The organism is Pseudomonas sp. GV085, from assembly GCF_003050925.1.
Classification (GTDB): Bacteria; Pseudomonadota; Gammaproteobacteria; order Pseudomonadales; family Pseudomonadaceae; genus Aquipseudomonas.
On record NZ_QAOV01000004.1, the window covers coordinates 374,224 to 398,493 of the forward strand.

The 24,270-nt window shown below is 60.8% G+C and carries 28 protein-coding genes; 21 read left to right on the plus strand and 7 right to left on the minus strand.

Annotation, left to right across the window (positions count from 1 at the left end):
* Positions 1-13: 13 nt before the first annotated feature.
* Positions 14-316: a helix-turn-helix transcriptional regulator gene (locus C8K63_RS11255; RefSeq protein WP_108216766.1), complete on the minus strand. Its 303-nt coding sequence runs from the start codon at positions 314-316 to the stop codon at positions 14-16.
* Positions 317-486: 170 nt separating this feature from the next.
* Here C8K63_RS11255 and C8K63_RS11260 point away from each other — a divergent pair, with 170 nt between their 5' ends.
* Positions 487-1,065 carry an ACP phosphodiesterase gene (locus tag C8K63_RS11260; RefSeq protein WP_108216767.1) on the plus strand — a complete coding sequence of 193 codons (579 nt, stop codon included), beginning with the start codon at positions 487-489 and terminating at the stop codon, positions 1,063-1,065.
* A gap of 110 nt (positions 1,066-1,175) precedes the next feature.
* Here the strand turns inward: C8K63_RS11260 and C8K63_RS11265 are convergent, their stop codons facing one another.
* Both C8K63_RS11265 and olsB read right to left on the minus strand, forming a co-directional pair.
* Positions 1,176-1,967, minus strand: a complete 792-nt coding sequence (locus C8K63_RS11265; RefSeq protein ID WP_108216768.1) for a 1-acyl-sn-glycerol-3-phosphate acyltransferase — start codon at positions 1,965-1,967, stop codon at positions 1,176-1,178.
* On the minus strand, positions 1,967-2,722 hold the full coding sequence (olsB, locus tag C8K63_RS11270) for an L-ornithine N(alpha)-acyltransferase (protein WP_108216769.1): 756 nt from the start codon (positions 2,720-2,722) through the stop codon (positions 1,967-1,969). Before olsB ends, C8K63_RS11265 begins: the two co-directional genes overlap by 1 nt.
* 155 nt (positions 2,723-2,877) lie before the next feature.
* Between olsB and C8K63_RS11275 the strand changes: the two genes are divergently transcribed.
* From C8K63_RS11275 to C8K63_RS11295, 5 genes are all read left to right on the plus strand, one after another.
* On the plus strand, positions 2,878-3,756 hold the full coding sequence (locus C8K63_RS11275; protein WP_108216770.1) for an acyl-CoA dehydrogenase family protein: 879 nt from the start codon (positions 2,878-2,880) through the stop codon (positions 3,754-3,756).
* 186 nt (positions 3,757-3,942) lie between these two features.
* The gene (locus tag C8K63_RS11280; protein ID WP_108216771.1) at positions 3,943-5,037 is read left to right on the plus strand and encodes a serine hydrolase; all 1,095 of its coding nucleotides are present in this window, start codon (positions 3,943-3,945) and stop codon (positions 5,035-5,037) included.
* Positions 5,034-5,357: an amidase gene (locus C8K63_RS11285; protein WP_108216772.1), complete on the plus strand. Its 324-nt coding sequence runs from the start codon at positions 5,034-5,036 to the stop codon at positions 5,355-5,357. Before C8K63_RS11280 ends, C8K63_RS11285 begins: the two co-directional genes overlap by 4 nt.
* Positions 5,358-5,475: 118 nt before the next feature.
* Entirely contained in the window at positions 5,476-6,066 is a 591-nt protein-coding gene (locus tag C8K63_RS11290) for a YceI family protein (protein WP_108216773.1), read from the plus strand.
* Position 6,067: 1 nt separating this feature from the next.
* Positions 6,068-7,225 (plus strand): phosphatidylserine/phosphatidylglycerophosphate/cardiolipin synthase family protein, encoded by a 1,158-nt coding sequence (locus C8K63_RS11295; RefSeq protein ID WP_108216774.1) that lies wholly within the window; start codon positions 6,068-6,070, stop codon positions 7,223-7,225.
* Positions 7,226-7,357: 132 nt separating this feature from the next.
* Here the strand turns inward: C8K63_RS11295 and bglX are convergent, their stop codons facing one another.
* Positions 7,358-9,649, minus strand: a complete 2,292-nt coding sequence (gene bglX, locus C8K63_RS11300) for a beta-glucosidase BglX (protein ID WP_108216775.1) — start codon at positions 9,647-9,649, stop codon at positions 7,358-7,360.
* A 262-nt stretch (positions 9,650-9,911) separates the two neighbouring features.
* On the opposite strand from bglX, the gene C8K63_RS11305 reads away from it, so the two are divergent.
* From C8K63_RS11305 to C8K63_RS11325, 5 genes are all read left to right on the plus strand, one after another.
* On the plus strand, positions 9,912-10,517 hold the full coding sequence (locus tag C8K63_RS11305) for a LemA family protein (protein ID WP_108216776.1): 606 nt from the start codon (positions 9,912-9,914) through the stop codon (positions 10,515-10,517).
* Positions 10,518-10,554: 37 nt separating this feature from the next.
* Positions 10,555-11,310 (plus strand): YgcG family protein, encoded by a 756-nt coding sequence (locus C8K63_RS11310; RefSeq protein WP_108216777.1) that lies wholly within the window; start codon positions 10,555-10,557, stop codon positions 11,308-11,310.
* 28 nt (positions 11,311-11,338) lie between these two features.
* Positions 11,339-11,956 (plus strand): TPM domain-containing protein, encoded by a 618-nt coding sequence (locus C8K63_RS11315; RefSeq protein ID WP_108216778.1) that lies wholly within the window; start codon positions 11,339-11,341, stop codon positions 11,954-11,956.
* Between the two features lie 130 nt (positions 11,957-12,086).
* On the plus strand, positions 12,087-12,389 hold the full coding sequence (locus tag C8K63_RS11320; RefSeq protein ID WP_108216779.1) for a helix-turn-helix domain-containing protein: 303 nt from the start codon (positions 12,087-12,089) through the stop codon (positions 12,387-12,389).
* Positions 12,376-12,732, plus strand: coding sequence for a putative holin (locus C8K63_RS11325; RefSeq protein WP_108216780.1), 357 nt, complete (start codon positions 12,376-12,378; stop codon positions 12,730-12,732). The genes C8K63_RS11320 and C8K63_RS11325 overlap by 14 nt, the downstream gene beginning before the upstream one ends.
* Positions 12,733-12,813: 81 nt before the next feature.
* On the opposite strand, the gene C8K63_RS11330 is transcribed toward C8K63_RS11325, so the two are convergent.
* Positions 12,814-13,239 (minus strand): helix-turn-helix domain-containing protein, encoded by a 426-nt coding sequence (locus C8K63_RS11330; protein WP_178086784.1) that lies wholly within the window; start codon positions 13,237-13,239, stop codon positions 12,814-12,816.
* A 300-nt stretch (positions 13,240-13,539) separates the two neighbouring features.
* Between C8K63_RS11330 and C8K63_RS11335 the strand changes: the two genes are divergently transcribed.
* From C8K63_RS11335 to C8K63_RS11345, 3 genes are all read left to right on the plus strand, one after another.
* Complete coding sequence (locus tag C8K63_RS11335; protein WP_108216781.1) at positions 13,540-13,818, plus strand: ogr/Delta-like zinc finger family protein; 279 nt, start codon at positions 13,540-13,542, stop codon at positions 13,816-13,818.
* 2 nt (positions 13,819-13,820) lie between these two features.
* Entirely contained in the window at positions 13,821-14,183 is a 363-nt protein-coding gene (locus C8K63_RS11340; RefSeq protein WP_108216782.1) for a hypothetical protein, read from the plus strand.
* Positions 14,184-14,315: 132 nt separating this feature from the next.
* A complete protein-coding gene (locus C8K63_RS11345; protein WP_108216783.1) occupies positions 14,316-15,530 on the plus strand; it encodes an SAM-dependent methyltransferase in 1,215 nt (404 codons plus the stop codon).
* Between the two features lie 60 nt (positions 15,531-15,590).
* Here the strand turns inward: C8K63_RS11345 and C8K63_RS11350 are convergent, their stop codons facing one another.
* Positions 15,591-16,508 carry a DMT family transporter gene (locus tag C8K63_RS11350; protein ID WP_108216784.1) on the minus strand — a complete coding sequence of 306 codons (918 nt, stop codon included), beginning with the start codon at positions 16,506-16,508 and terminating at the stop codon, positions 15,591-15,593.
* A 335-nt stretch (positions 16,509-16,843) separates the two neighbouring features.
* Here C8K63_RS11350 and C8K63_RS11355 point away from each other — a divergent pair, with 335 nt between their 5' ends.
* The 3 genes from C8K63_RS11355 (at position 16,844) to C8K63_RS11365 (ending at position 18,254) form a co-directional block, all read left to right on the plus strand.
* Positions 16,844-17,425 carry a DJ-1/PfpI family protein gene (locus C8K63_RS11355; RefSeq protein WP_108216785.1) on the plus strand — a complete coding sequence of 194 codons (582 nt, stop codon included), beginning with the start codon at positions 16,844-16,846 and terminating at the stop codon, positions 17,423-17,425.
* Positions 17,426-17,439: 14 nt separating this feature from the next.
* Positions 17,440-17,745: a ribbon-helix-helix domain-containing protein gene (locus C8K63_RS11360; RefSeq protein ID WP_108216786.1), complete on the plus strand. Its 306-nt coding sequence runs from the start codon at positions 17,440-17,442 to the stop codon at positions 17,743-17,745.
* A 164-nt stretch (positions 17,746-17,909) separates the two neighbouring features.
* Positions 17,910-18,254, plus strand: a complete 345-nt coding sequence (locus tag C8K63_RS11365; protein ID WP_108216787.1) for a YegP family protein — start codon at positions 17,910-17,912, stop codon at positions 18,252-18,254.
* 71 nt (positions 18,255-18,325) lie between these two features.
* Here the strand turns inward: C8K63_RS11365 and C8K63_RS11370 are convergent, their stop codons facing one another.
* Positions 18,326-19,345: a DUF4917 family protein gene (locus C8K63_RS11370; protein WP_108216788.1), complete on the minus strand. Its 1,020-nt coding sequence runs from the start codon at positions 19,343-19,345 to the stop codon at positions 18,326-18,328.
* Between the two features lie 131 nt (positions 19,346-19,476).
* On the opposite strand from C8K63_RS11370, the gene C8K63_RS11375 reads away from it, so the two are divergent.
* From C8K63_RS11375 to C8K63_RS11390, 4 genes are all read left to right on the plus strand, one after another.
* Positions 19,477-20,385 carry a LysR family transcriptional regulator gene (locus C8K63_RS11375; RefSeq protein ID WP_108216789.1) on the plus strand — a complete coding sequence of 303 codons (909 nt, stop codon included), beginning with the start codon at positions 19,477-19,479 and terminating at the stop codon, positions 20,383-20,385.
* A 239-nt stretch (positions 20,386-20,624) separates the two neighbouring features.
* A complete protein-coding gene (locus tag C8K63_RS11380; protein ID WP_108216790.1) occupies positions 20,625-21,818 on the plus strand; it encodes a CaiB/BaiF CoA-transferase family protein in 1,194 nt (397 codons plus the stop codon).
* Complete coding sequence (locus C8K63_RS11385; protein WP_108216791.1) at positions 21,815-22,741, plus strand: hydroxymethylglutaryl-CoA lyase; 927 nt, start codon at positions 21,815-21,817, stop codon at positions 22,739-22,741. The genes C8K63_RS11380 and C8K63_RS11385 overlap by 4 nt, the downstream gene beginning before the upstream one ends.
* 170 nt (positions 22,742-22,911) lie before the next feature.
* Positions 22,912-24,243, plus strand: a complete 1,332-nt coding sequence (locus tag C8K63_RS11390; RefSeq protein ID WP_108216792.1) for an MFS transporter — start codon at positions 22,912-22,914, stop codon at positions 24,241-24,243.
* Positions 24,244-24,270: the final 27 nt, after the last annotated feature.

The window sequence follows — 24,270 nt, forward strand, 5'->3', positions numbered from 1 at the left end:
GGCGTTCTCAGGGTCAGAGCTCTTTACTGAAGGTTTTGAGGAACTCCTGGATGGTTTCCTCATTGCGTTTGAAGAAATGCCACTGGCCGACTTTGCGGCTGCTGATCAGGCCGGCGCGTTGCAGGGTCGCCAGGTGTGCGGACACCGTGGACTGCGACAGGCCGCAACGTTGATCGATCTGCCCGGCGCAAACGCCGTGCTCGTTGCTATGGGACTGGTCAGGGAATTCGACGGTCGGGTCCTTGAGCCAGCGCAGAATGTCTCGCCGTACCGGGTGCGCCAAGGCTTTTATTATTTCGTCGAAATTCATGGTCATGATGTGGGCTCGTGATGTGTAAAACGCTATATCGCGATGAGGCGAACTTTAAATCGGTATTTCGCGATATACAAATATGATTTGGCTCTGACCCGCTCACATTTCGGTATATCGAGTTATAGCGATATGGTGAGTGTAACAAGACAAGAGGGCAGTGCTAAGCTGCGCCCATGAACTATCTCGCACATCTTCACCTCGGTGGTCAGCGTCCCGGTCAATTGCTCGGCAGTCTGTATGGCGATTTCGTCAAGGGACGGCTGCAAGGGCAGTTCGCTCCGGAAATCGAGGGGGCTATCCAGCTGCACCGCAGCATCGACGTGTTCACCGATCGCCATCCGCTGGTGGACGTCGCGTTGTCGCGTTTTTCCCTGACCCGTCGTCGCTATGCGGGGATCGTGCTCGACGTGTTTTTCGACCACTGCCTGGCCCGGGACTGGACGTTGTATGCCGACCGGCCCCTGGCGTTGTTCACCTCGGACGTTTACCGGGTGCTGTCCAGCGAACGGCAATTGCCGGAGCGGCTGGCGAAGATAGCGCCGCACATGGTGGCCAATGACTGGTTGGGCTCGTATCAGGAATTCGAAGTGCTGGAGCAAGTGTTGCGCGGGATCTCGCGGCGCTTGACCCGGCCGGAAGAGCTGGCGCCGGCGATGCAGGAATTGCGGCGGTTGTATGAACCGTTGAGCGAGGACTTCAGGTTGTTCTATCCGCAGCTGCAGGATTTTGCCCGGAACTATCCAACACCATAAAACCCAAATGTGGGAGCGAGCCTGCTCGCGAAGGGGCCATCACATCCAACATTATCGTTGGCTGTCGCACCGCATTCGCGAGCAGGCTCGCTCCCACAGGGGATGTGTGTTTACGCTGCGATAGCGGGGCGCATTGGTGCTCGTTGCGGTTCGACAATCTCACCAAACAAAACCTTCTGCACCGCCTGCTGCGCCTCGAACGCCAGCGCCGCGCGTTCCCGACCTTCGCAAGCGATTGGCTTGAGCAGATGGATCTCCACACCGCCACGGTCGTTGGTGAACAGACGCATCAAGTGCGAGAGCAGATCATCGTCGCCAATGAACGGCGCCAGCGCGCAAGGCTCGCCGTCACGCACATAACGAATCGCTACCGGCTGCATCGCCACTTCGGAATCGATGGCGGCGGACAGCAGGCGACCATGGAAGGTACGCAGCGAACGGCCATCGGTGGTGGTGCCTTCCGGGAACATCAGCAGTGGGTGTGCCTGTTCCAGGTGACGGGTCATCTGCTTGCGGATCAACTGGCTGTCACCCGAGCCACGGCGGATAAACAGGCTGCCGGCCTTGGCCGCCAACCAGCCGGCTACTGGCCAGGTGCGGACTTCGGCCTTGGACAGGAACGACAGCGGCGTGAGCATGCCCAGCAGCGGGATGTCGGTCCAGGACACGTGGTTGCTGACCCAGAGCATCGGGGCCTTCGGCAGCTCGCCGTGGACGGTCACGTCAAAGGGCAGGGCGTTGCTCAGGCGGGCCATGAAAAAACGCGACCAGCGCTGGCGACGCGCCATCGAATGGGCCATGCCCAGGCGCTCGAACACCCCGAACACGCTGGCCATGCCCAGGCCCAGCATCACCACCAACAGCACTCGCGCGATTCGCGCGTACACCCGCAACCGGCTCATCAGACAGCCGCCTTGAAGTGTTTGGCGTAGCGCGGGCAGAGTTCGTCGCGCTTGAGCAGAATGAACACGTCGGCGACCTGGAAGTCTTCGTCCCAGCATGGCTCGCCGCAGATCTTCGCGCCCAGGCGCATGTAGGCCTTGAGCAGCGGTGGCATTTCGGCGATCACGTTCGACGGGATGTCCAGGCTTGGCAGCGGGTTTTTCGGCTCGGCGCGCAGGTGTTCGGTGCACAGGTAGCGTTCGCGCAGACGCTGCATGATGGCGTGGGCCTGCACGCCACCATCCTGCATTGGAATGCTCGCGCAACCCATCAGATAGCTATAGCCGCCCTGGTTCAGGACTTCGGCCAGTTCGCCCCAGAGCACGGCGATGGTGCCGCCGTTGCGGTAGGCCGGGTCGACGCAGGTGCGACCGATTTCCAGGATCGGGCCTTGCAGGTGCACCAGGCCGTGGAGGCTGAATTCTTCTTCGCTGTAGAACTTGCCCAGGCTGCTGGCAGCCGTGTGGTCGAGCAAACGTGTGGTCGCCACCAGACGCCCGGTGTTCAGGTCGCGCACGCCGATGTGGGCGCAGTGAACGTCGTAGTCGTCCATGTCCAGACCCAGTTCAGCACCCTTGAGCCTGGCGTTGAATTCGCCGCTGAACACGTTGAAGCGCAAGGCCTGGGCTTGCTGCAACGCCTCGGCGCCCACCAGGCGTTCGGCTTGCAGGCGGCGTTCGTTGCCGGTGTCGCTGATGCGGGCGATCTGAGTCATGGCGAATCTCCGTGCGGGCTGCTCACCCGTCTTTGGGCTACAGCGAATCGACTTTCTTTGTCTAGCCGTGTTGTGCAAAGTCAGGCTATGTAGCCCCGGTGTCATCGCCATTAAGCTTTGGTGATGCTTATATGACAGCCCTCGAGGAGCCTCTTATGCCCTGGCAAACCCTGTTGAACCGCCGTGATCGCTTGCCCGCCAACCCGGATCTGGCTGAAGGTTTCGCGACCTTGTTGCAGCAGTTGGGCACGGTCTCGCCGTTCGAATTGGCCGTGCTTGGCGGGCGGTTGATGGCGACGCCGGGGCTGGCGTTTCTGGTGGGGTATCAAGCGGCATTGCGCATGCTTTGGCCGAGTGCGCCGCTGAGCCTCGGTGCGCTGTGCGCCACCGAAAAGCGCAGCCTGCGCCCGGCCGACATGCAAACCCGACTGAGCGGTTTGCGTCTGAGCGGACGCAAGGATTTCGTCACCGCAGGCGATGCCGCCGACTGGCTGCTGGTGGCAGCGCGCAGCGAGGAGCCTGGCTCCGATCCGCGCTTGAGCCTGGCGGTGATCTATCGTGATGAGCCGGGCGTGCGGGTGGAAAAACTGGCGCCGATCCCGTTGATGCCGGACATCAGTCATGGCCGATTGTTTCTGGACAATGCCTTGTGCGAATTGCTCGCCGGGGACGGCTGGGATGCCTATGTCAAACCATTCCGCACCCTGGAAGACATCTATGTGCTGAGCGCCATGTCGGCGTGGTTGTATGGCATTAGCCAGGAATGCGATTGGCCGCAAGGCTTGCAATTGCGCTTGCTGGGGTTGTTGGCGGGGTGCGCGGAAACCAGCCGCCAGCCACCGACCCATCCGGCCGGGCATGTGTTGCTTGGCGGGTTGTTTGCACAGTTCGAAGGGCTCAAGGCTGAGGTCAATGAGGCGTTGGCCGGAGGGCCTGCGGAGTGGGCGACGATGTGGCAGCGGGATCAGGCGGTGATGGATTTGGCGGCCGGGGCGCGGGGCAAGCGGTTGGCCAAGGCATTGGCAGACCTCTGACGATTCCGGGTAGGAGCTGCCGAAGGCTGCGATCTTTTGATCCTGTTCTTTTCGGTATGGCCAAAGAGCAAAATCAAAAGATCGTCCGAACGCGGCCCTAGCCTTCGGCAGCTCCAAGGGTAAGGGTCGCGTGAGTGTCATTTAACTGGACTAGGCTGACCCGGTTATTCCCTGTGAGCCCCCGCCATGCCCAAAGGCTTGTTCCTGATTTTCCTGCTGTTGCTCAGCTTCACGGCCCAAGCCGAAAACTGGCCCGCCGAGCAATGGCCGACCACCCCGACGCCGACGGGCCCGGCGCTTCAAGCCTTGGAGGCCTACGCTTTCCCATCCCGTGATGACACCACCCGCCAGGGCATTCGCACCGATGCCTTGTTGGTCATTCGCGACGGCCAGTTGCTCTACGAACGCTACGCCGGTCCGACGACGGCCGAGACGCCGCACCTGATCTGGTCGATCAGCAAGAGCCTGATGGCCACGATCCTCGGCGTGGCCTACGGCGAAGGCTTGTTCAAGCTCGGCGACCCAGTGGCGAAGTTTTATCCGCCCCTGCAAAAACACCCCGACATGACCATGGCCGACCTGCTGCACTGGGCCTCGGGCCTGGATTGGCAAGAAGACTACGAATACGCACCGCTGAAGTCTTCGGTGGTGGCCATGCTCTACACCCGTGGTCACCACGACATGGCCGCGTTCACTGCGGCCCATGATGCTTATGCGGCGCCAGGCCAGGCGTTCCGCTACTCCAGCGGTGACAGCAACCTGCTGTCCGCCGCGCTGAAAACCATCGTCGGTCCCGGCCGTTATCCCGACTTTCCGTGGACTGCATTGTTCGAACCGCTGGGCATTCGCCACGCGATCTGGGAAACCGATGCCACGGGCACTTTCGTCGCGTCGTCCTATGCCTACCTCACTGCACGGGACCTGGCCCGGGTCGGTCTGTTGATGGCTCGCGAAGGTCGTTGGGGAGACAAGCAGCTATTGCCCAAGGATTGGGTGGCGTTCAACCGCGAGCCGTTCGCTCACTATCACGCACACGAAGACGATGCCGTCCCCGGCGGCCAATGGTGGCTCAATCGAGCCGTCGAGGGCGCGGCACGACCCTGGCCCGATGCCCCCGCCGACACCTTCGCCGCATTGGGTCATTGGGGGCAGGCAATGTATGTGATCCCCAGCGAACACCTGGTGATCGTCCGCTATGGCGATGACCGCGACGGCAGCTACCGGCACAACCAATTGCTCCAGCTCGCGCTCAAGGCCTTTGCCGGGAAGGTGCAGCCATGACCGGTTTCATTCGTCGTCGACCGCTCGGTTCTCTATTGCTGATCCTGTTGATCGCCTTGCTCGGCTGGATCTGGCACGAGCGGGTGGCGCTGTGGGCGTTCCCCGACATCATCAGCGCCTACACCGCCAAGGAATACTGTTCGTGCCGCTACGTGATGAACAACGACGCCGAGTACTGCCACGGTTATGTGAAGCAGTGGCTGCCCGCCAGCGGCTTTACCGATGACGCTACCGACAAGCGCGTAACGGTCAGCGGCATGGGCCGCAGCAACAGCGCCGTGTGGACCGGCGAGCGCCAGGGCTGTCGCTTGCAGCCGTGAGTACGATGAAGTGCCTGGGTGAGGGGAGGGCTTTTGTAGCGGGGGTGTAACGGATAGCTTGCAATGCGCTGAAGGCCGGTTAAGGTTCAGCACAGGTTTATCTGCCCCACGAGTCTCTATGTTCAAGCGCTCCACCCTTCAATCCCTGGCTTTCCTGTTGTTGGCCGGTGCCGCGTTGTCGGCCCGTGCCGATTGGTACCTGGATGGCGAGTCCTCGCGTCTGTCATTCGTCAGCACCAAAAATGCCAATGTCTGCGAAGTGCAGCGCTTTCTGGTGCTGCACGGCAAGGTCGATCCCGAAGGACTGGCGCAGGTCGAAGTCGAGCTGGAGTCGATCAACAGCGGCATCCCGTTGCGTGATGAGCGCATGCGCAAGGAACTGTTCCAGATCGACAGGTTTCCCGACGCCATGATCACCACGAAAATCGATCTGCGCCCGATCAACGATCTCGCTCCCGGCGCACAGCTGGAATTGCGCCTGCCACTGACCGTCGACCTGCATGGCAAGCAACACGAATACAACGCACAGTTGCTGGCAACCCGTCTCGATGACCGGCGCTTTCAGGTGGTGACCCTCGAACCGTTGGTGATCAACGCCGAGGATTTTGATTTGGCTCCAGGGTTGGAAACGTTACGCAAAATGGCCGGCCTCTCGGCGATCAGTCTGTCGGTGCCGGTGGGTGCGGTGCTGATTTTCACGGCGCGCTGACATGGCCGGAGCGATTTTTCCCTGGCGTGAAGGCAACCACTTCGAACTGCTGGTCGATGGTCCGCAGTTTTTCCCGCGCATGCTGGTGGCGATTGCCCGCGCCGAAGAACAGGTCGAGCTGGAGCTGTATCTGGTGGAAGCGGGCGCCTGTGCCGAAGCCATGGTCCAGGCATTGGTGCAGGCCGCCGAGCGCGGTGTGCGAGTGCGCTGCCTGTTCGATGACTATGGCAGCCTCGCCTTCACCCTGACCTCGCGTCAGCGGCTGACGGCTGCCGGCGTGGAGCTGCGTTTTTACAATCGCCTGAGCTGGCGGCGTTGGGTCGGCAACTTCTATCGCGATCACCGCAAATTGTTGCTGGTGGATCAGAGCCTGGCGGTCGTCGGCGGCACCGGTGTCACTGATGAGTTCTGGACCCCGGGGGAAGATGTCAGCGAATGGCATGAGGTGATGGTGGAAATCACCGGGCCACTGGTGCTCGACTGGCAGTTGCTGTTCGATCGTCAGTGGATTGCCAACCGCCATCGCCGCGCCTGGCGACCGGCCTCGCATTTTGGCTTGCCGCGCCTGCCGCGGGTGCCATCGATGGGCGAGGGCATGGGCCGGGTGGCCTATGCCGACGCCCGCCAACACCGGGACATTCTGCAATCGCTGGTGCGCGCGTTGAACAGCGGCCAGCGACGAATCTGGCTGGCCACGCCGTACTTTTTGCCGACCTGGAAAGTCCGCCGTTCCCTGCGCCGGGCGGCTGCCCGGGGCATCGATGTGCGGTTGCTGCTGACCGGCCCCCGTACCGATCACCCGTCCGTGCGCTACGCCGGGCATCGTTACTACCCGCGACTGCTCAGGGCCGGGGTGAAGATCTTCGAGTACCAGCCGTGTTTCCTGCACTTGAAAATGGTCTTGATCGATGACTGGGTGAGCATCGGCTCGTGCAACTTCGATCACTGGAATCTGCGCTTCAACCTGGAAGCCAATCTGGAAGCGCTGGACCCCGGGTTGACCCGGTCGGTGGCTGCGAGTTTCGAGCACGATTTCGCCCTGAGCCAGCAAGTCAGTCTGGAGGAGTGGAAGCGTCGGCCATTGTGGCGTCGGGTCAAGCAGCGGGTGTGGGGATGGGTGGATCGGGTGGTGGTGAATCTGCTGGATCGAAGGGGTTGAACCCGATCTTCCGAACACCCTGAAACCCCTGTAGGAGCTGGCTTGCCAGCGAAGGCGTCGGGTCAGTCGACACTGTGTCGAATGACAGACCGCTTTCGCTGGCAAGCCAGCTCCTACAGGGGGGAGTGGGGTTTAGAGCAACTCAAAACTCTGCTGCGTCACGTCCTGGGAATCCAGGCCAATCTGCACGTTGAACTTGCCTGGCTCCGCCGCGTATTTGAGCTGGGAGTTGTAGAACTTCAGGTCGTCCTCGGTGATGGTGAAGTGCACGACCTTCTGTTCGCCGGCCTTGATCATCACTTTCTGGAAGTTTCTCAGCTCCTTGATCGGGCGGATCATCGAGCCGGCCACGTCCTGGATGTACAACTGCACCACGGTTTCGCCATCTCGCTTGCCGGTGTTCTTCACCGTGACGCTGGCGTCGAGCTTGCCGGTCTTGTTCAGCGTGGTCGACGACAGGGCCATGTCGCTCAGGCTGAACTCGGTGTAGCTCAGGCCATAGCCGAACGGGTACAGGGGACCGGTGGTGTCATCGAAATATTGCGAGGTGTAGTTGCCCGGTTTGCCCGGGGTGAACGGCCGGCCAATGGTCAGGTGGTTGTAGTAGGTCGGAATCTGGCCGACCGAGCGCGGGATACTGATCGGCAGTTTGCCCGACGGGTTGTAGTCGCCGAACAGCACGTCGGCGATGGCGTTGCCGCCCTCGGTGCCGGTGAACCAGGTTTCCAGGATCGCGTCCGCCTGTTCTTTCTCTTCGAGGATCGTCAGTGGACGGCCGTTCATCAACACCAGTACCAGCGGCTTGCCGGTGGCTTTCAGGGCTCGGATCAACTCGCGCTGGTTTTCCGGGATGTTCAGATCGGTGCGGCTCGACGATTCGTGGGACATGCCACGGGACTCTCCGACGGCAGCAACCACTACGTCAGCGTCCTTGGCGGCTTTCACCGCTTCGTCGATCAGCACGTTCGCCGGGCGAGGGTCATCCACCACTTCCGGGGCGTCGAAGTTGAGGAAGTTCAGGTAACCGAGGATTTTCGGGTCGCTGGTGATGTTGGCGCCACGGGCGTAGATCAGTGTCGATTTGTCGCCCAGGGCGTTGGTCATGCCGTCGAACAGGGTCACCGACTGCGCCGGCTTACCGGCGGCAGCCCAACTGCCCATCATGTCGATGGGCGCCTTGGCCAGCGGGCCGACCAGGGCGATTTTCGCGGTCTTCTTCAGTGGCAGGGTTGCGTTGCGGTTTTTCAACAGCACCTGGCCGCGGCGTGCCACATCACGGGCCTCGGCGCGGTGCAGGCGGCTGTCGGCGTAGGTGTCGACCGGATCGTCCTCGGCCTTGCCGATGCGCAGGTACGGGTCCTTGAACAGGCCCATGTCGTACTTGGCGCCGAGCACCGCACGCACGGCGTTGTCGATGTCGCTCTGCTGGATCTCGCCGGCCTTCAGCAGCCCTGGCAGCTCTTTGCCGTAGAGGGTGTCGTTCATGCTCATGTGGATGCCGGCCTTGATCGCCAGCTTCGCCGCTTCGCGACCGTCGGCGGCAACGCCGTGCTTGATCAGCTCGAAGATCGCCCCGTGGTCGCTGACCGCCAGGCCCTTGAAGCCCCACTGCTTGCGCAGCAGGTCGTTCATCAGCCAGGTGTTGGCGGTGGCCGGCACGCCGTTGATCGAGTTCAGCGCGACCATGACCCCGCCAGCGCCGGCATCGATGGCTGCGCGGTACGGTGGCAGATAGTCCTGGTACATCTTGACCGGGCTCATGTCGACGATGTTGTAGTCGCGGCCACCCTCGACCGCGCCATACAGGGCGAAGTGCTTGACGCTGGCCATGATGCTGTCGGCCGCGTTGGCACCCGTGCCCTGGAACGCCTTGACCATCACGCCGGCAATGCGCGACACCAGGTAGGTGTCTTCGCCGAAGCCTTCGGAAGTACGGCCCCAGCGCGGGTCGCGAGAGATGTCGACCATCGGCGCGAAGGTGATGTCGAGGCTGTCAGCCGCGGCTTCCTTGGCGGCAATGCGCCCGGACAGGCCGATGGCGTCCATGTCCCAGCTCGAGGCCAGGGCTAGCGGGATCGGGAAAATGGTGCGGTGGCCGTGGATCACGTCGTAGGCGAAGAACATCGGGATCTTCAGACGGCTGCGCATGGCCGCGTCCTGCATCGGCCGGTTTTCCGGACGGGTGATCGAGTTGAACGTACCGCCGATGTTGCCCGCCGCGATTTCCTTGCGGATCATTTCGCGCGGCATTTCCGGGCCGATGCTGATCAGGCGCAACTGGCCGATTTTTTCATCGAGGGTCATTTGCTTCATCAGGTTGCTGACGAAGGCTTCCTTGTTCTCCAAGGGTGCGGGGGTCGTGGCGGCCAATACGTTATGACTGGCCAGGCTGACGAACAGGCCCAGCAAACACAGCTTCTTCATGAATAGTTTTCTCAAGGGCCCAAACGGCGATGTACACGCCGGCCAGCCAAAATTTAGGGAGCGTCTATTGTTGTTCGGGCGCCGGCTCAAAAAACCAGAGCCAGGATACGACCGCAAGATGGCGGATGCGGTTTCGCGCAGGGCCTCTTTTTAGCCCATCGGCCCGTTGCAATCCAGAGGCGCGGGCGATTATGCCCCAAAGCCGGCTCAGTAGGTTTTACGGTCGGTCTTTTCATGACATGTACAAGGGAGCGTCAACCTGATGAATGTAAGTCCAACCTACCGTTCGCGCCTGCAGGTCGCCACGCTACTGATGCTGGCCACGCTGCTGACCGCCTGCGGTATCAACAATATCCCGACCCTCGACGAACAGGCCAAGGCCGCCTGGGGCCAGGTGCAGAACCAGTATCAGCGCCGTGCCGACCTGATTCCCAATCTGGTGGAAACCGTCAAGGGGTACGCCAAACATGAGGAACAGACCCTGACCGCGGTGATTGAAGCGCGAGCCAAGGCCACGTCGATCCAGGTGGATGCCTCGACCCTCGACAACCCGGAAAAACTCAAGCAGTACCAGCAGGCTCAGGATCAGCTCAGTGGCGCCTTGAGTCGTTTGATGGTGGTCTCCGAGCGATATCCGGACCTGAAGGCCAACCAGAACTTCCTCGCCCTGCAATCGCAGCTGGAAGGTACCGAAAACCGGATCAGCGTGGCCCGGCGCGATTTCATCCTGGCGGTGCAGAAATACAACACCGAGATCCGCACGTTCCCTGGTCGCCTGTGGCACAGCGTGATGTACAGCAACCTGCCGGTGCGCGAGACCTTCGAAGCCACACCGGGGTCGGAAAAGGCTCCCGAGGTCAAATTCTGAACAGCGGTCATCGGCGTCACTACGCAAGAGGTTGCCAATGCATGTGTTGAAAGCAGGCCTGTTGCTGTTGTTGTGGGTGGTGGCGATCACGGCCCGGGCCGAGCTGAGTTTCCCGGCGCTGACCGGACGGGTGGTCGACAACGCGCAGATGATCGAGCCATCGGTGCGCGAGCAACTCACCCGGCAACTTCAGGCCCATGAGCAAGCCACCGGCGAGCAGCTTGTGGTAGTGACTTTGCCGGATTTGCAAGGCACCGACATCGCCGACTTCGGTTACCGGCTCGGCCGCCACTGGGGCATCGGACAGAAGGACAAGAACAACGGCGCCTTGCTGATCGTCGCCCGTGACGAGCGTAAACTTCGCATCGAAGTCGGCTACGGCCTGGAGGATCGCCTGACCGATGCCCAGAGTTCGGTGATCATCAACCAGGTCATCACCCCGGCGTTCAAGACCGGCAACTTCAGCAAGGGCATCAGTGACGGCGTGGCGGCGATGCTGCTGGTGTTGGGCGGCAACCCCTTGGACGAACCCTCCACGGCGTATGAATCCAGAGGCGATCCGGGGGACGATTTCGTTTCGCGCCACCCCGGGTTGTTCGTGTTTTTGCTGATGTTGTTCATCCTGACTGTTTTTGTGTGCCAGATGCTCGGTATCCTTCCTGTCGGCCGGGGCGGCTCCGGTGGATCCGGGGGCGGCTTCGGCGGTGGTGGATTTGGCGGCGGCGGTGGAGGTGGAGGCTTCAGCGGCGGCGGGGGCAGTTTCGGCGGGGGCGGTTCGTCCGGCGGCTGGTGATAATAATAACGAGCAGGCAATTCACGACATGGCATTACTGACTGAACACGAACAACGCAAAGTCGCCGAGGCCATTGCCCGGGTCGAGCGCGATACTGACGCGGAACTGGTGACCGTGCTCGCGGCCCGCGCCGATGACTATGTGTACATCCCGTTGCTGTGGGCCAGCCTGCTGGCGCTGCTGGTGCCGGGCATCGTGCATTACCTCACCGGTTGGCTGACCCTGCACAGCCTGCTGATGGTGCAATGGGCGCTCTTCATTGTGCTGTGCCTGGTGTTCCGTCTGCCGAAAGTCACCACCCATCTGATCCCGCGCTCGGTGCGCCACTGGCGCGCCTCGAACCTGGCGCGCCGGCAATTCCTGGAGCAGAACCTGCACCACACCGAGGGCAGCACTGGCGTGCTGATTTTCGTTTCCGAAGCCGAGCGTTACGTGGAGATCCTGGTGGATGAAGGGATTTCCAGTCGCCTGGACAACAAGAACTGGGACGCCATCGTCGCCACATTCACCCAGCAGGTGAAGCAGGGGCAGACGCTGCAAGGGTTTGTCAGCTGCATCGAAGCCTGCGGCGAGCTACTCAAGGTGCATGTGCCAGTGACCCATGTACGCAATGAGTTGCCGAACCGGTTGGTGGTGCTCGGCTAAGTCTTGCCATGGCGTTGTGTAGCGCCCATCGCTACAACTCCCGTCGATTGTCCGGGTTCGGCCTGATCGTCAGTATTTCTCTCTAACAGTGGACGCCCAGCGACGGGTGTTCCCGCGAAGAGGGATTCTTATGACAACCCAACAATCGAATGACTCTTTGGCACGGGTGGCGCCCGGCGCAGAGGCAAGTACACCAACGGCGAAGCTGACGGCGAAAGAAACACAAATCCTGATGTGGTGTTTCAAGGGCAAGACTTCCTGGGAAATCGCCAGGATCGAGAATTGCGCGGAATCTACCGTCAATTTTCACTTCGCCAATATTCGCCGAAAGTTCGACGTCAGCTCTCGCAGTTCCGCCCTGCTCAAGGCGATCGAGTCGGGAGCGATCATCGTGGATTCGGTCGTTGCGCGAGGTGCGCATGAGCCTGACTGATTCGACCTACAACGGTATCAGTGGGCTCATGTTGGGAATGGGGATTGCATCGCTGCCAGTGGTTGATGGCGAGGTACTGTTCGGTGCAATGCTCGGCGCGTGGCTGGTCACAACCACTCGCACTGACTTCAAGGCCTGGCAGCGCATCGGTTCCTGGTTGCTGTCTGCAGGTGTCGGTTACCTCTTCACGCCTGTCGCACATCCGCTGGTGCCTTTTCTGACCGCAGGCGTGACAGCCTTTCTTTGCGCACTGGTTGTTATTCCTATCAGCATCAAGCTCATGCAATGGATCGATAGCGTCGGTATCGGCGAAATCATTCGACACCTGCGAGGGCGAAGATGAGGGTCCGTGAATGGGTTGCTCTGGTGTGGGTGGCGGGCGCGGCATGTCTTGAAGCAATGAAACTTCGGATTACATGGGTCATCAAGTTTCATTCGAAGGTTTAAGTGTTGCCAGAATGGAGGCCATTTCGCAAAGCCTGAGTTCCATATCACGCAGTCGCTGCTTTTCCACGAGTGCGTTTTGTATCGCGCAGCGATCATCTTCGTCGAGCAATCGCCAGAGCGTGAGAATGGTGTTTTCCCGTGTTGTGCTTTCCTGATTGGCTTCCGAAGAATTAGTAACTGTTTGTCTCAAAATCGGACCTTCGCCCAGCAGCAACCAGTCAAGGGAGATACCCCGAGTTTGAGCAATTTCTACGCATAATGAGTACGGCGTGCTGTCACGGCCTTTCCAGCTACTAAGGGTTTGCGGGCTGATCTTTAGCGCCGAAGATAAAGAAATATCGGTTTTAGTACCTGTAACTTGCTTTAAACGAGCCAGAACAGCTTGTGATTTTTTGCTACGCAATTTGAGCCTCTTCCTTTTGACATATGCTTTTTGAGTGCCTAATTTATGCGTAATGAGTACTTTTTTTCTTGTAACTAATCAATCATCAAAGATGAGTCAGAAGAATACGATGTCGAAACTTCCTAATGCTATCAGGGTGATTTCCTACGAGCATGGCTCGAACCCATTACGCGTCTGCCCGATGCACTTCCTTATGTCTGGCAGACACTGTTCGCAAGACCGGAGCGCCGCGATGAAACTCTCAAGCAGTATTGCGTTTGATCAGGTTGATTGCCACCCAATGACCGTCGGGAATCAAGCATGAGTACCTATAAAATGGTGTGCCCGCACTGCTTGAACAGGATGCGCATCCGCACCAGCGAAGGCCGACATATTTTCCTGCGGGTGGCGTATCTGCAATGCACGTCGGAAGCTTGCGGTTGGTCCGTGCGTGCCGAATTTGAAATGACCCATGAACTTTCGCCCAGTGGCATGCCCAATCCGGCCGTACGCCTGCCTTGCGCCGGCCCCGATTTGCGTCGTGCCGCCCGGCCCGTAGCAGTCAGTCCTGCCACCACAGACGTGCCGCAGGAGACGTGAGCATGAAGGTCATCGATGAAAATGCAGATATGAATGAGGAACTATTGGCTATAGCCCAGGCGTTTCTGGGACGCCATGAAAGTGAAGGGGGGAACGATGATCAAGTCCTGTTTTGTCGCGCGGTGAAGCATCTGCAGAATCTGGATGTACCGATGTACCTGGCGGAAAGGCTGGTTAGCCGTGCCTACGGCGTACTCAAGTCGTGCGACGACCGGCGGCGCCTGGATATCGAGGCAAGTTCCGAAACGGTCGCCGTGGTGACTGACCCTGCCAATGGCCTGACGTGGGCGGTGCCAGTGGGGCTGATCGTCAAACACATCATCAACTCGCCGAACAACCGCAGGCTTCGCCTGGTGGAACCCTGAGTTTTCAGCGGTGGTATTGAGGTCCTGGGCACCATGACTGGGACCTGCCGCAAAATAACCCCGTGCCCAAAGTCTTCGTCCCCCTTAAAATACCGGCATTCTCCGATTTGCATCGCCTGAGGCCGTTTTTCCATGTCCGTCACCGCCACTCCCGCCAGCCTCGCGCCGGATCATCACGCCCAGTTCATCGACCTGGTGCAAACCAGCCTCGAGCACAATGCGTTCATCAAACTGGTGCTGGCCAAGTACGTGGGCGATGAAACGGACCTGCAGCGGATCATCATCAAACCGGTGACGGTCAAGACGCTGCCTTGCCTATCCTTCGTCTACCGCTACAAGACCCGCGACATCACCAAGAACCTGCCGCTGGCCGAAGGCGTGGCGAGCATTGCCGAGCTGCTGCCCGCGTCGTTCAAAAATGCGCATTTGTTGGCGTTGACCGACGAAGCCCAGCTCGAATACAGCAAAAAGGGCAAGTCATCGCTGTTCAAGAGCAAACCTCAACAATTGCGCGAAGTGCCGTCGACCGAGCACAACCGTGAAAAAAACCGTTTTCTGGACCTGAGCCGGCCGTTTCTCGCCGACCTGGGTGTGACCAACAAGCAGCATGAACTGATCCCGGCGATGTCGCGCAAGTGGAAGCAGATCAACAAGTTCATCGAAGTGTTCAGCCATGCGCTGACCTCGTCGCCCCTGGCGCTGGACAAACCGGTGCGTGTGGCGGACTTCGGATCGGGCAAGGGTTACCTGACCTTCGCCATCCACGACTATCTGCGCAACACCTTGAAGGCCGAAGGCGAAGTGACTGGCGTCGAGCTGCGTGAAGACATGGTCACCCTGTGCAACGCAGCGGCCGCCAAGCTTGAGCACCCAGGCCTGGTGTTCAAGTGCGGTGACGTGCGCAGCGTGGCGCCGAGCGAGCTGGACGTGATGATTGCCCTGCATGCCTGCGACATCGCCACCGACTATGCGATCCACACCGGCATCCGCTCCGGTGCGGCGATCATCATGTGCTCGCCGTGCTGCCACAAACAGATCCGCCTGCAAATCCAGAGCCCGGCGCTGCTCAAGCCGATGCTGCAATACGGCTTGCACCTTGGCCAGCAGGCGGAAATGGTCACCGACAGTTTACGCGCGTTGTTCCTTGAGGCCTGCGGCTACGAGACCAAGGTGTTCGAGTTCATCTCCCTGGACCACACCAACAAGAACAAGATGATCCTGGCGGTCAAACGCGCCGAGCCGGTGGCCCCGGCCCGGTTGTTGGCGAAGATTCAGGAGCTGAAGGACTTCTATCACATCAGCGAGCATTGCCTGGAAACGTTGCTGCGCGCTGACGGTTACCTCTAATCCTGTTGTTGGAGCGAGCTAGCTCGCGAGGGACGTCAACAACAACGCGTACTTTCTGAATCAACGCGTCGGTTTCAAGTCCTTCGCGAGCGAGCTCGCTCCTACAGGGCGGCTGATCGCGGTCTTGCGTCCCAGCATCACCGTCACGATCACCCCGCCCGCAAACAGCCAGGTAATCGGCTCCACATGTTCACCAAAGAACAGCGCCGAGAAGGCGATGGTGAAGAAAATCTGCAGCAACTGGATCTGACTGACCCGGGCAATGCCGCCCATGGCCAGCCCGGCGTACCAGGCGAAGAAGCCGATGAACTGCGAAAATAGCGAGACATAACCGAAGGCCCACCAAGTCTTGGCCGAGATCTCGCCCTGATGCTGCAGCGCCAGATACACCACAGGCCCGATCAGCAGGGGCGTCGATAGCACCAGTGCCCAGCAGATCACCTGCCAGCCGCCCATCTCCCTGGCCAGTCGGCCTCCCTCGGCGTAGCCCAATCCGCCCACTGCAATGGCACCAAGCATCAGCCAATCACCGGCCTGAATGCTGCCGGCACCGCTGATCAGTGCATAACCGAGCACCAACGCGCTGCCCAATGCGGCGCAGGCCCAGAAGGCTTTCGACGGCCGTTCATGGGACAACCACGCGGCATACAGCGCCACGCACAGCGGCTGCAAACCGTTGACCAGCGCACCGTGGGACGCCGGCAAGGTTTGCATGGCCCAGGCCGACAATACCGGGAAACCGAGGATCACCCCGGCCATCACCAGCGTCAGGCCTTTGACCTGCTTCCAGGTCGGCCATTTTTCCCGGTGCCACAGCAACAGCAACGCCGCCGGTACCGCTGCAAACAGTGCCCGGCCCAGGCCATTGAGCAGCGGGTGCAGCTCCTGCACGACGATCCGCGTGAAGGGCAGGGTGAGGCTGAAGATCACAACGCCGAGCAGGCCCAGGGCCATGCCGGTGTTTTCGCGCGAGGACATGATGGCAACCAGAATCGTGGGTGATGGGAGGTGGTGTTATCTAGCCATAAACCGGGTGCAAGCCGCTGTTACAGCTGGGTGCAGAGTTATCCGTACAGTTGCGAGTAATGCGAGCAACGCGTAGGAGCTGCCGAAGGCTGCGATCTTTTACCCGTCGCGCCACAAATCCAACAAATCCAATAAATCCAAAGATCAAGATCGAGATCAAAAGATCGCAGCCTTCGGCAGCTCCTACAGTGGTTCTGTGCATTCGTAGTAGCCGGTTGTTACCCGACCCGCCGGAATCGGACTACCTTGAATACTCTTGCACGCCCACTTCCAGAGGAGTCCTCCCCATGGCTGCGAAAAAAATCCTGATGCTGGTTGGTGATTACGTCGAAGACTATGAAGTGATGGTGCCGTTCCAGGCGCTGCTGATGGTCGGCCACACGGTGCACGCCGTTTGCCCGGACAAGGCCGCCGGCCAGACTGTGCGCACGGCGATCCATGACTTTGAAGGCGACCAGACCTACAGTGAAAAACCCGGTCACCTGTTTGCCCTGAACTTTGATTTCGCCAAGGTCAACGCCGCCGATTATGACGCCGTGCTGATTCCGGGCGGCCGTGCGCCGGAGTATCTGCGCCTGAACGAAAAAGTCCTGGAACTGGTACGCGCATTCGACAAGGCCGGCAAACCTATCGCCGCCGTGTGCCATGGTGCGCAGTTGCTGGCGGCAGCGGGTGTTCTCGAAGGTCGCGAATGCAGCGCTTATCCGGCCTGCGCCCCGGAAGTGCGCCTGGCGGGCGGTACGTATATCGACATTCCGGTGACGGACGGCCACGTTCAAGGCAATCTGGCCACGGCTCCGGCCTGGCCTGCGCACCCGAACTGGCTGGCCGGTTTCCTGGGGTTGCTGGGCACCCAAATCACGCTGTAACGAGGGACATATCCATGTGCGAGCTGTACGTCAAAGCCGACCCGATACTCTACGAATCGCGCTCCCGCTCGCTGCGCATCTGCGGGGTGGTCACCACCTTGCGGCTGGAGAATCAGTTCTGGGACATCCTCAGTGAAATCGCCGAGGTCGACGGCATGACCACCAACCAATTGATCGCCAAGCTGTATGATGAGGTGATGGATTATCGTGGCGAGGTGGTCAATTTCGCTTCGTTCCTGCGGGTCAGTTGTACGCGGTATCTGAGCCAGCGGCGGGCGTCGGCGCCGGAGTTGTCGGTGGTGCGGGCTGCGGCCAAGTAAGGAAGATTGTGTCGACTCCATCGCGAGCAGGCTCGCTCCCACAGGGATCACGCTGAACCTGTGGGAGCGAGCCTGCTCGCGATGGGGCCGGTACAGGCGACAGAAACACCAGGCTGGTCTTTACTGTGAAGCGCGCAACCTCTCAATCGCCCAGGAGAAAGAGCATGTCCGGATGGTATGAAGTGAGCAAAAGCAGCAATGGCCAGTTCAGGTTTGTCCTCAAGGCAGCCAACGCCGAGACCATTCTGACCAGCGAGCTGTACACCACCCACGCCGCCGCCGACAACGGCATCGCCTCGGTCCAGGCCAACAGCCCGCTGGATGAGCGTTACGAGAAGAAAACCACCAAGGATGGCCACCCGTATTTCAACCTCAAGGCGGGCAACCACGAGATCATCGGCAGCAGCGAGGCCTTTTCCTCCGCTGCAGCCATGGAGAAAGGTATCGCCAGCGTGAAGGCTAATGGCCCGTCCAAGGTGGTCAAGGACAAGACGTTGCCGGTGCTTTGAATCAACGTTTCAACTTCACCGATATCCCTGTGGGAGCGAGCCTGCTCGCGAAAGCGTCAGATCAGTCGCCGCTAAACCTCGACCGGAACCGCCAGCTTCGGGCCACCCAACGCATGGCTCTTGGAATCAAAAAACCGCAACTCAACCCCCGTCCCCTCAAACACCTTCGCGTAATGCCGCTTCTGGTGCTGGATGAATGCCTTGCTGCGTGGGTAAATCGAGATCGCCACCACCTGCGGTTTTGCCAGGCGCAGGGCGTGGATGATGTGGCTGTCCTGCTCCCCCAACGCATGGCCGAAGATGCACAGCGCCTGGCCGTGACCGAGTAGTTGCTCGTAGCAGAACGACAGATAGTCCGAACTGCGGATGGTCTTGAGCTTGTCCGCACTCGGCCCTTCGTTGACGAACAGCGGCACGTCGTCGAGGGTCTTGATCGTGTTGTTGATGGCGAAACTGCCCAGCAACGTGCCCTCGGTCGACATCAGCTTGCGCGCCGTGCCGTCCTGGTTGCGCACCAGGTGCAGACCGCCGTGCAGGTACAGCAAACGGGTTTTGTCGGTGGCCGTGTCGCTCAGGTCGAAACCGGGTTCGGCGCCCTGGAACAGGTCGGTGATCGCCTCTGGCTGGTGTTGCACCGCCCAGTAGTTGAGCAAGTCGTAGTTGGTGGTGAACACCGTGCGGTAGCTGGCCAGTTCCTGATTGATGGTAACCAGCGTCGAAGGCACCACCAGCCGCCACGGGATATGCACCGCATGCACGGTGTTGATCAGCGCTTCCTTGATCGCGTAGTAGCGATTGCGCGGGGCGGCGGAGCTGACAGCCAGGGCCTTGTTGACCCGGCTGGTGGTTTTCAGGGCGCTCAGTACCTGCTCGAAACTGCGGGTCTGCAGCGCATCGAACACACTCAGCTCGGACGGGCTCAGGGGTTTCTCTTCAACGGTGCGGGCGTTTTCGAACAGCGACTCGTAGCCGAAATCGTCCCACACCGCGCGACTGGCGCCGTTGCCCACCAGCAAGCCACTGAACGAAGTGGTGCTGCGCAAGACGTTCCAGTCTTCAAGTTGGGCATCGACATCCTGGAAATCGGTCATTGCGGTCTTCGTCTCACGGCAAAAGGTCTGTGGGCGGCGACTTTATCACGACCGGTGCCCGGACCACGGCACGACGCGGGTGAAGAACGCTATGCTGCGACTTCGCCTGAGCCGACTTCGCCGAGTACCCGATGCTGCAAAAAAGCCTGATCCGCCGTCTCGACCTGATCACTCTGCAACTGTTCGTCGCCGTGCATGAAGAGGGCACGCTGACCCGTGCAGCCTCGCGCGAAGCGATTGCCGTCTCGGCGGCGAGCAAGCGCTTGATGGAGCTGGAGGAGGCGTTGGGCATCAGCCTGTTCGTGCGCCAGGCCAAGGGCATGTCCCTGACGCCGGCCGGTGAAACCTTGCTGCACCATGCCCGGCAGATGCTGTTCAACGTCGAGAAAATCGGGCTTGAACTGGGCGAGCACAGCCACGGTGTGCGCGGCTATGTGCGGATGCTCGCCAACCTGTCGGCGATCATTCAGTTTTTGCCCGAGGACCTGCGGGATTTTTCCGAACGTCATCCACAGGTCAAGACCGACCTCGAAGAACGGCCCAGCGCCGGGGTGATTCAGGGCGTGCTCGACGGGGTGGCCGACCTCGGGATCTGTTCCATCGACAGTGACATCAAGGGCCTGCACAGCGAGCTGTATCGCCAGGACAAACTGGTGGTGTTGATGCCGCCGCACCATCCATTGGCGAGCCGCTCGAGCGTGGCGTTCGCCGATACGCTGGACAGCGATTACGTCGGCTTGCATGCCGCCAGTTCGATCAACATGCGTACCCATGCCGCAGCCCGTGAGGCCGGCAAGGTGTTGCGGGTGCGTATTCATGTTCCGGGGTTCGATGCGATGTGCCGGATGATCCAGGCCAACATGGGGATCGGCATCCTTCCGCAGCGGGCCTATGAATTGTTTGGCCGGGCGCTGGGTTTGCACGCGGTGCCATTGACGGACGAATGGTCCGATCGGGCGTTGATTCTGGTGGTGCGCGATGAGGCGTTGCTGTCGCCGGTGAGCCGGATGTTGTTTGAGCATTTGCGGGGTTCAGCCTGATAGTTCTCGGCTGAATGGGCGGGCCTCATCGCGAGCAGGCTCGCTCCTACAGGGGATGTGTGATCGCCACGAATCAACTGTAGGAGTGAGCCTGCTCGCGATGGCGGACTGAAGGTCGCGATAATCCTCTTGTCGAGCGTTCGCGTTTGGCGAACGCCCGTTGCCAACTGAAGGTTGGATTCCCGAGCCCCCTGTCCTCTAGCCTTGGCACATATTCCAAGAACAAGAGGTACCCCGCGATGACTGCCCCCTTGAGTGCGATCAAAGTGATCGAGATCGGTACGCTGATCGCCGCGCCGTTTGCGGCGCGCATGCTGGCCGAGTTCGGCGCCGAGGTGATCAAGATCGAAGCCATGGGCCAGGGCGATCCCCTGCGCAAATGGCGCAAGCTGCACGAAGGCACCTCGCTGTGGTGGTACCTGCAATCGCGCAACAAGAAGTCCCTGGCGCTGAACCTCAAATCCCCCGAAGGCATCGAACTGGTCAAGCAACTGGCAACCAGCGCCGATGTACTGATCGAAAACCTGCGCCCCGGCGCCCTGGAGAAACTGGGCCTCGGTTGGGAGGTATTGCACGCGCTCAATCCCAACCTGACGCTGGTGCGGATTTCCGGTTACGGCCAGACCGGCCCGTACCGCGATCGTCCGGGTTTTGGCGCCATCGGCGAGGCCATGGGCGGCATCCGCTACACCACTGGCACGCCCGGTTCGCCGCCGGCGCGGGTCGGCGTGAGCCTTGGCGATTCCCTGGCTTCGCTGCATGCGGTGATCGGTGCGCTGATGTCGCTGCTGCGGGTCAAGACCGGGCAGGGTGGCGGGCAAATCGTTGATGTGTCCTTGGCCGAAAGCGTGTTCAACGTCATGGAAAGCCTGGTGCCGGAATACGACATGCTGGGCCATGTGCGTGAACGCAGCGGCGGCGCCTTGCCGGGAATCGCGCCGTCCAACACCTATCTGACCGCCGATGGCGCCTACGTGGTGATTGCCGGCAACAGCGATCCGATCTACAAGCGCCTGATGCAAACCATCGGCCGCCCTGATTTGGCCGAAGCCCCGGAGTTCGCCCATAACGACGGGCGTGCAGCCAAAAGCAATGTGCTAGACGCCGCCATCACCCACTGGACCAGCAGCCTGCCCATCGACGAGGTACTGGCCGCGCTGGAGGCTGCTGAAGTCCCGGCCGGACGCATCTATTCGGTGGCCGACATCGTCGCCGATCCGCACTATCAGGCGCGGGACATGCTGCTCAATGCCGAGCTGCCCGGTGGCGCCACGGTGAAGATGCCGGGCATCGTGCCGAAACTCTCCGAGACACCCGGCGGCGTGAACTGGTCCGGCCCCGGGCTGGGCCAGCACACCGATGGCATCCTCGCGCAACTGGGTCTTACCGTTGCCGACATAGAGCGCCTGAAAGTCGAAGGAGTGGTGCAATGATCACCGACTATTCCGATAGCCTTATCGTGCAGGAAGTCTCCCCGCGCGACGGCTTGCAAATCGAGCCGACCTGGGTTGAAACCAACGACAAGATTGCCCTGATCGATCAATTGTCGCAGGCCGGATTCAGCCGCATCGAAGCCGGTTCGTTCGTGTCACCCAAGGCCATTCCTGCGCTGCGCGACGGTGAACTGGTATTCAAGGGCATCGCCCGGCAACCGGGGGTGATCTACGTTGCGCTAATCCCCAACCTCAAAGGCGCGCAACGGGCACTGGCGTGCCGTGCCGATGAGCTGAACCTGGTGATGTCCGCTAGCCAGACCCACAACCTGGCGAACATGCGCATGCGTTGTGAGGATTCGTTGGCCGCGTTCGGCGAGATTGTGCAGTTCGTTGACGACGGTCCCGTGCGACTCAACGGCAGCATCGCCACCACCTTCGGCTGTCCGTTCGAAGGCAAGATCGATGAGGACCGTGTACTGCAAATCGTCGAGGCGTATCAGGAACTCGGCATCCAGGGCATCACCCTGGCCGATACCACGGGCATGGCCAACCCGCGTCAGGTCGACCGGCTGGTGCGTCGGGTGCTGCAACGGGTCTCCCCGGCGGACCTGACCCTGCATTTTCACAACACCCGCGGCCTTGGCCTGTGCAACGTGCTGGCGGCCTACGAGGCCGGTGCCCGACGCTTCGACGCGGCCCTCGGCGGCCTCGGTGGCTGTCCGTTTGCACCGGGGGCATCGGGAAACATCTGCACCGAGGATCTGGTAAACCTGTGCGATGAAGTCGGCATTCATACCGGTATCGATCTGCCGCTGCTGCTGAAACTGTCCCGAGGACTTCCGGCGCTGCTCGGCCACGAAGTACCGGGGCAACTGGTCAAGGCCGGGCGCAATTGCGATCTGCACCCGATCCCCACCTGACACCAATCCCTTGTAGGAGCGAGCCTGCTCGCGATAGCGGTGGGTCAGTCAACATCAATGTTGGATGTGACTCAGCCATCGCGAGCAGGCTCGCTCCTACAGTAAAAAGCACCTCAACCAGACAACAAAAACAATCGGACACCCACGGGAAGTCCGCCTGGAGAACCGCAATGAGCCTTAATGCACTGGAGGCGGGCGCGAGCCCGGCCGTTAGCCACGACACCGAAAAAGCCTTGGTCAGCAAAGTCGCCTGGCGTCTGATGCCGCTGATCATGGTCTGCTACCTGTTCGCCTTTTTCGACCGCATCAACATCAGCTTCGCCAAGTTTCAGCTGCAGACCGACCTGAGCCTGAGCGACACCGCTTACGGCCTCGGCGCCGGGTTGTTCGTGGTCGGTTATGTGATTTTCGAAGTGCCGAGCAACATGATGCTGTACAAGGTCGGCGCCCGCCGCTGGATCGCCCGGATCATGATGTCCTGGGGCCTGGCCACGGCGGCCATGGTGTTCGTCAACAGCGAATGGCAGTTCTACGTGCTGCGCTTCGTGATCGGTGCGATGGAGGCGGGTTTCGCCCCGGGCGTGCTGTATTACCTGACACTGTGGTTCCCGCAGCACTACCGCGGGCGCATCACCTCGATGCTGTTCCTGTCGTCGGCATTTGCCGGCCTGGTGGGCGCGCCGTTCTCCGGGCTGGTGCTGCAACACCTCGACGGCTTCCTGCAAATGCGTGGCTGGCACTGGCTGTTCCTGCTCGGTGGCGTGCCGTGCATCGGCCTTGGTTTGCTGGTGCTGACCCTGCTCAAGGACCGCATCGAAGACGCCCATTGGCTGACGTCTTCGGAGAAGACCCTGCTGGCTAGCCGCATCGCCCGGCATGAGCCGCACAAGAGCGGTGGGTCGCTGCTCGCCGCGCTGCGGATTCCAGGTTTCCTGACCTTGGGCCTGATCTATTTCCTGATTCAGGTGGCGTCCTACGGCTTGAATTTCTGGGCGCCGCAACTGATCCGCAGCGCCGGCACCGAAAGTCCGGTGATGATCGGCTTGCTCACGGCCATCCCGTACATCTGCGGTGCCATCAGCATGGTGGTGATCGGACGCCTGTCCGATGCTTCTGGCGAGCGGCGCAAGTTTGTCGCCGGTCTGGTGGCGGTCGGCGCGATCGGTTTCTTCTGTGCAGGGATTTTCGCCAACCACACGACCTTCCTGATTGTCGCGTTGGGCCTGCTCGGTGCCGGGATCATCGCCTCTATCCCGAGCTTCTGGACCCTGCCGCCGAAACTGCTGGCCGGTGCCGGCGCGGGCGCTGCCGGCGGGATTGCGGTGATCAACACCCTGGGCCAGTTCGGCGGCATCGTCAGCCCGGTGATGGTCGGCCGGATCAAGGACCTGACCGGCAGCACCACGCCGGCGCTGTATGTCATTGGTGTCTGTGCGCTGATCGCGGTGGCGTTGCTGCTGTGGGGGTTGCCGCAGAAGTTGCGCACACTCGACAAGTTTTAAAAGATCGCAGCCTTCGGCAGCTCCTAC

Excerpts from the sequence above, each read along its gene's own strand:
- C8K63_RS11255 (WP_108216766.1), bottom strand. The coding sequence starts at position 316 with ATGACCATGAATTTCGACGAAATAATAAAAGCCTTGGCGCACCCGGTA.
- C8K63_RS11260 (WP_108216767.1), top strand. The coding sequence starts at position 487 with ATGAACTATCTCGCACATCTTCACCTCGGTGGTCAGCGTCCCGGTCAA.
- C8K63_RS11265 (WP_108216768.1), bottom strand. The coding sequence starts at position 1,967 with ATGAGCCGGTTGCGGGTGTACGCGCGAATCGCGCGAGTGCTGTTGGTG.
- olsB (WP_108216769.1), bottom strand. The coding sequence starts at position 2,722 with ATGACTCAGATCGCCCGCATCAGCGACACCGGCAACGAACGCCGCCTG.
- C8K63_RS11275 (WP_108216770.1), top strand. The coding sequence starts at position 2,878 with ATGCCCTGGCAAACCCTGTTGAACCGCCGTGATCGCTTGCCCGCCAAC.
- C8K63_RS11280 (WP_108216771.1), top strand. The coding sequence starts at position 3,943 with ATGCCCAAAGGCTTGTTCCTGATTTTCCTGCTGTTGCTCAGCTTCACG.
- C8K63_RS11285 (WP_108216772.1), top strand. The coding sequence starts at position 5,034 with ATGACCGGTTTCATTCGTCGTCGACCGCTCGGTTCTCTATTGCTGATC.
- C8K63_RS11290 (WP_108216773.1), top strand. The coding sequence starts at position 5,476 with ATGTTCAAGCGCTCCACCCTTCAATCCCTGGCTTTCCTGTTGTTGGCC.
- C8K63_RS11295 (WP_108216774.1), top strand. The coding sequence starts at position 6,068 with ATGGCCGGAGCGATTTTTCCCTGGCGTGAAGGCAACCACTTCGAACTG.
- bglX (WP_108216775.1), bottom strand. The coding sequence starts at position 9,649 with ATGAAGAAGCTGTGTTTGCTGGGCCTGTTCGTCAGCCTGGCCAGTCAT.
- C8K63_RS11305 (WP_108216776.1), top strand. The coding sequence starts at position 9,912 with ATGAATGTAAGTCCAACCTACCGTTCGCGCCTGCAGGTCGCCACGCTA.
- C8K63_RS11310 (WP_108216777.1), top strand. The coding sequence starts at position 10,555 with ATGCATGTGTTGAAAGCAGGCCTGTTGCTGTTGTTGTGGGTGGTGGCG.
- C8K63_RS11315 (WP_108216778.1), top strand. The coding sequence starts at position 11,339 with ATGGCATTACTGACTGAACACGAACAACGCAAAGTCGCCGAGGCCATT.
- C8K63_RS11320 (WP_108216779.1), top strand. The coding sequence starts at position 12,087 with ATGACAACCCAACAATCGAATGACTCTTTGGCACGGGTGGCGCCCGGC.
- C8K63_RS11325 (WP_108216780.1), top strand. The coding sequence starts at position 12,376 with ATGAGCCTGACTGATTCGACCTACAACGGTATCAGTGGGCTCATGTTG.
- C8K63_RS11335 (WP_108216781.1), top strand. The coding sequence starts at position 13,540 with ATGAGTACCTATAAAATGGTGTGCCCGCACTGCTTGAACAGGATGCGC.
- C8K63_RS11340 (WP_108216782.1), top strand. The coding sequence starts at position 13,821 with ATGAAGGTCATCGATGAAAATGCAGATATGAATGAGGAACTATTGGCT.
- C8K63_RS11345 (WP_108216783.1), top strand. The coding sequence starts at position 14,316 with ATGTCCGTCACCGCCACTCCCGCCAGCCTCGCGCCGGATCATCACGCC.
- C8K63_RS11350 (WP_108216784.1), bottom strand. The coding sequence starts at position 16,508 with ATGTCCTCGCGCGAAAACACCGGCATGGCCCTGGGCCTGCTCGGCGTT.
- C8K63_RS11355 (WP_108216785.1), top strand. The coding sequence starts at position 16,844 with ATGGCTGCGAAAAAAATCCTGATGCTGGTTGGTGATTACGTCGAAGAC.
- C8K63_RS11360 (WP_108216786.1), top strand. The coding sequence starts at position 17,440 with ATGTGCGAGCTGTACGTCAAAGCCGACCCGATACTCTACGAATCGCGC.
- C8K63_RS11365 (WP_108216787.1), top strand. The coding sequence starts at position 17,910 with ATGTCCGGATGGTATGAAGTGAGCAAAAGCAGCAATGGCCAGTTCAGG.
- C8K63_RS11370 (WP_108216788.1), bottom strand. The coding sequence starts at position 19,345 with ATGACCGATTTCCAGGATGTCGATGCCCAACTTGAAGACTGGAACGTC.
- C8K63_RS11375 (WP_108216789.1), top strand. The coding sequence starts at position 19,477 with ATGCTGCAAAAAAGCCTGATCCGCCGTCTCGACCTGATCACTCTGCAA.
- C8K63_RS11380 (WP_108216790.1), top strand. The coding sequence starts at position 20,625 with ATGACTGCCCCCTTGAGTGCGATCAAAGTGATCGAGATCGGTACGCTG.
- C8K63_RS11385 (WP_108216791.1), top strand. The coding sequence starts at position 21,815 with ATGATCACCGACTATTCCGATAGCCTTATCGTGCAGGAAGTCTCCCCG.
- C8K63_RS11390 (WP_108216792.1), top strand. The coding sequence starts at position 22,912 with ATGAGCCTTAATGCACTGGAGGCGGGCGCGAGCCCGGCCGTTAGCCAC.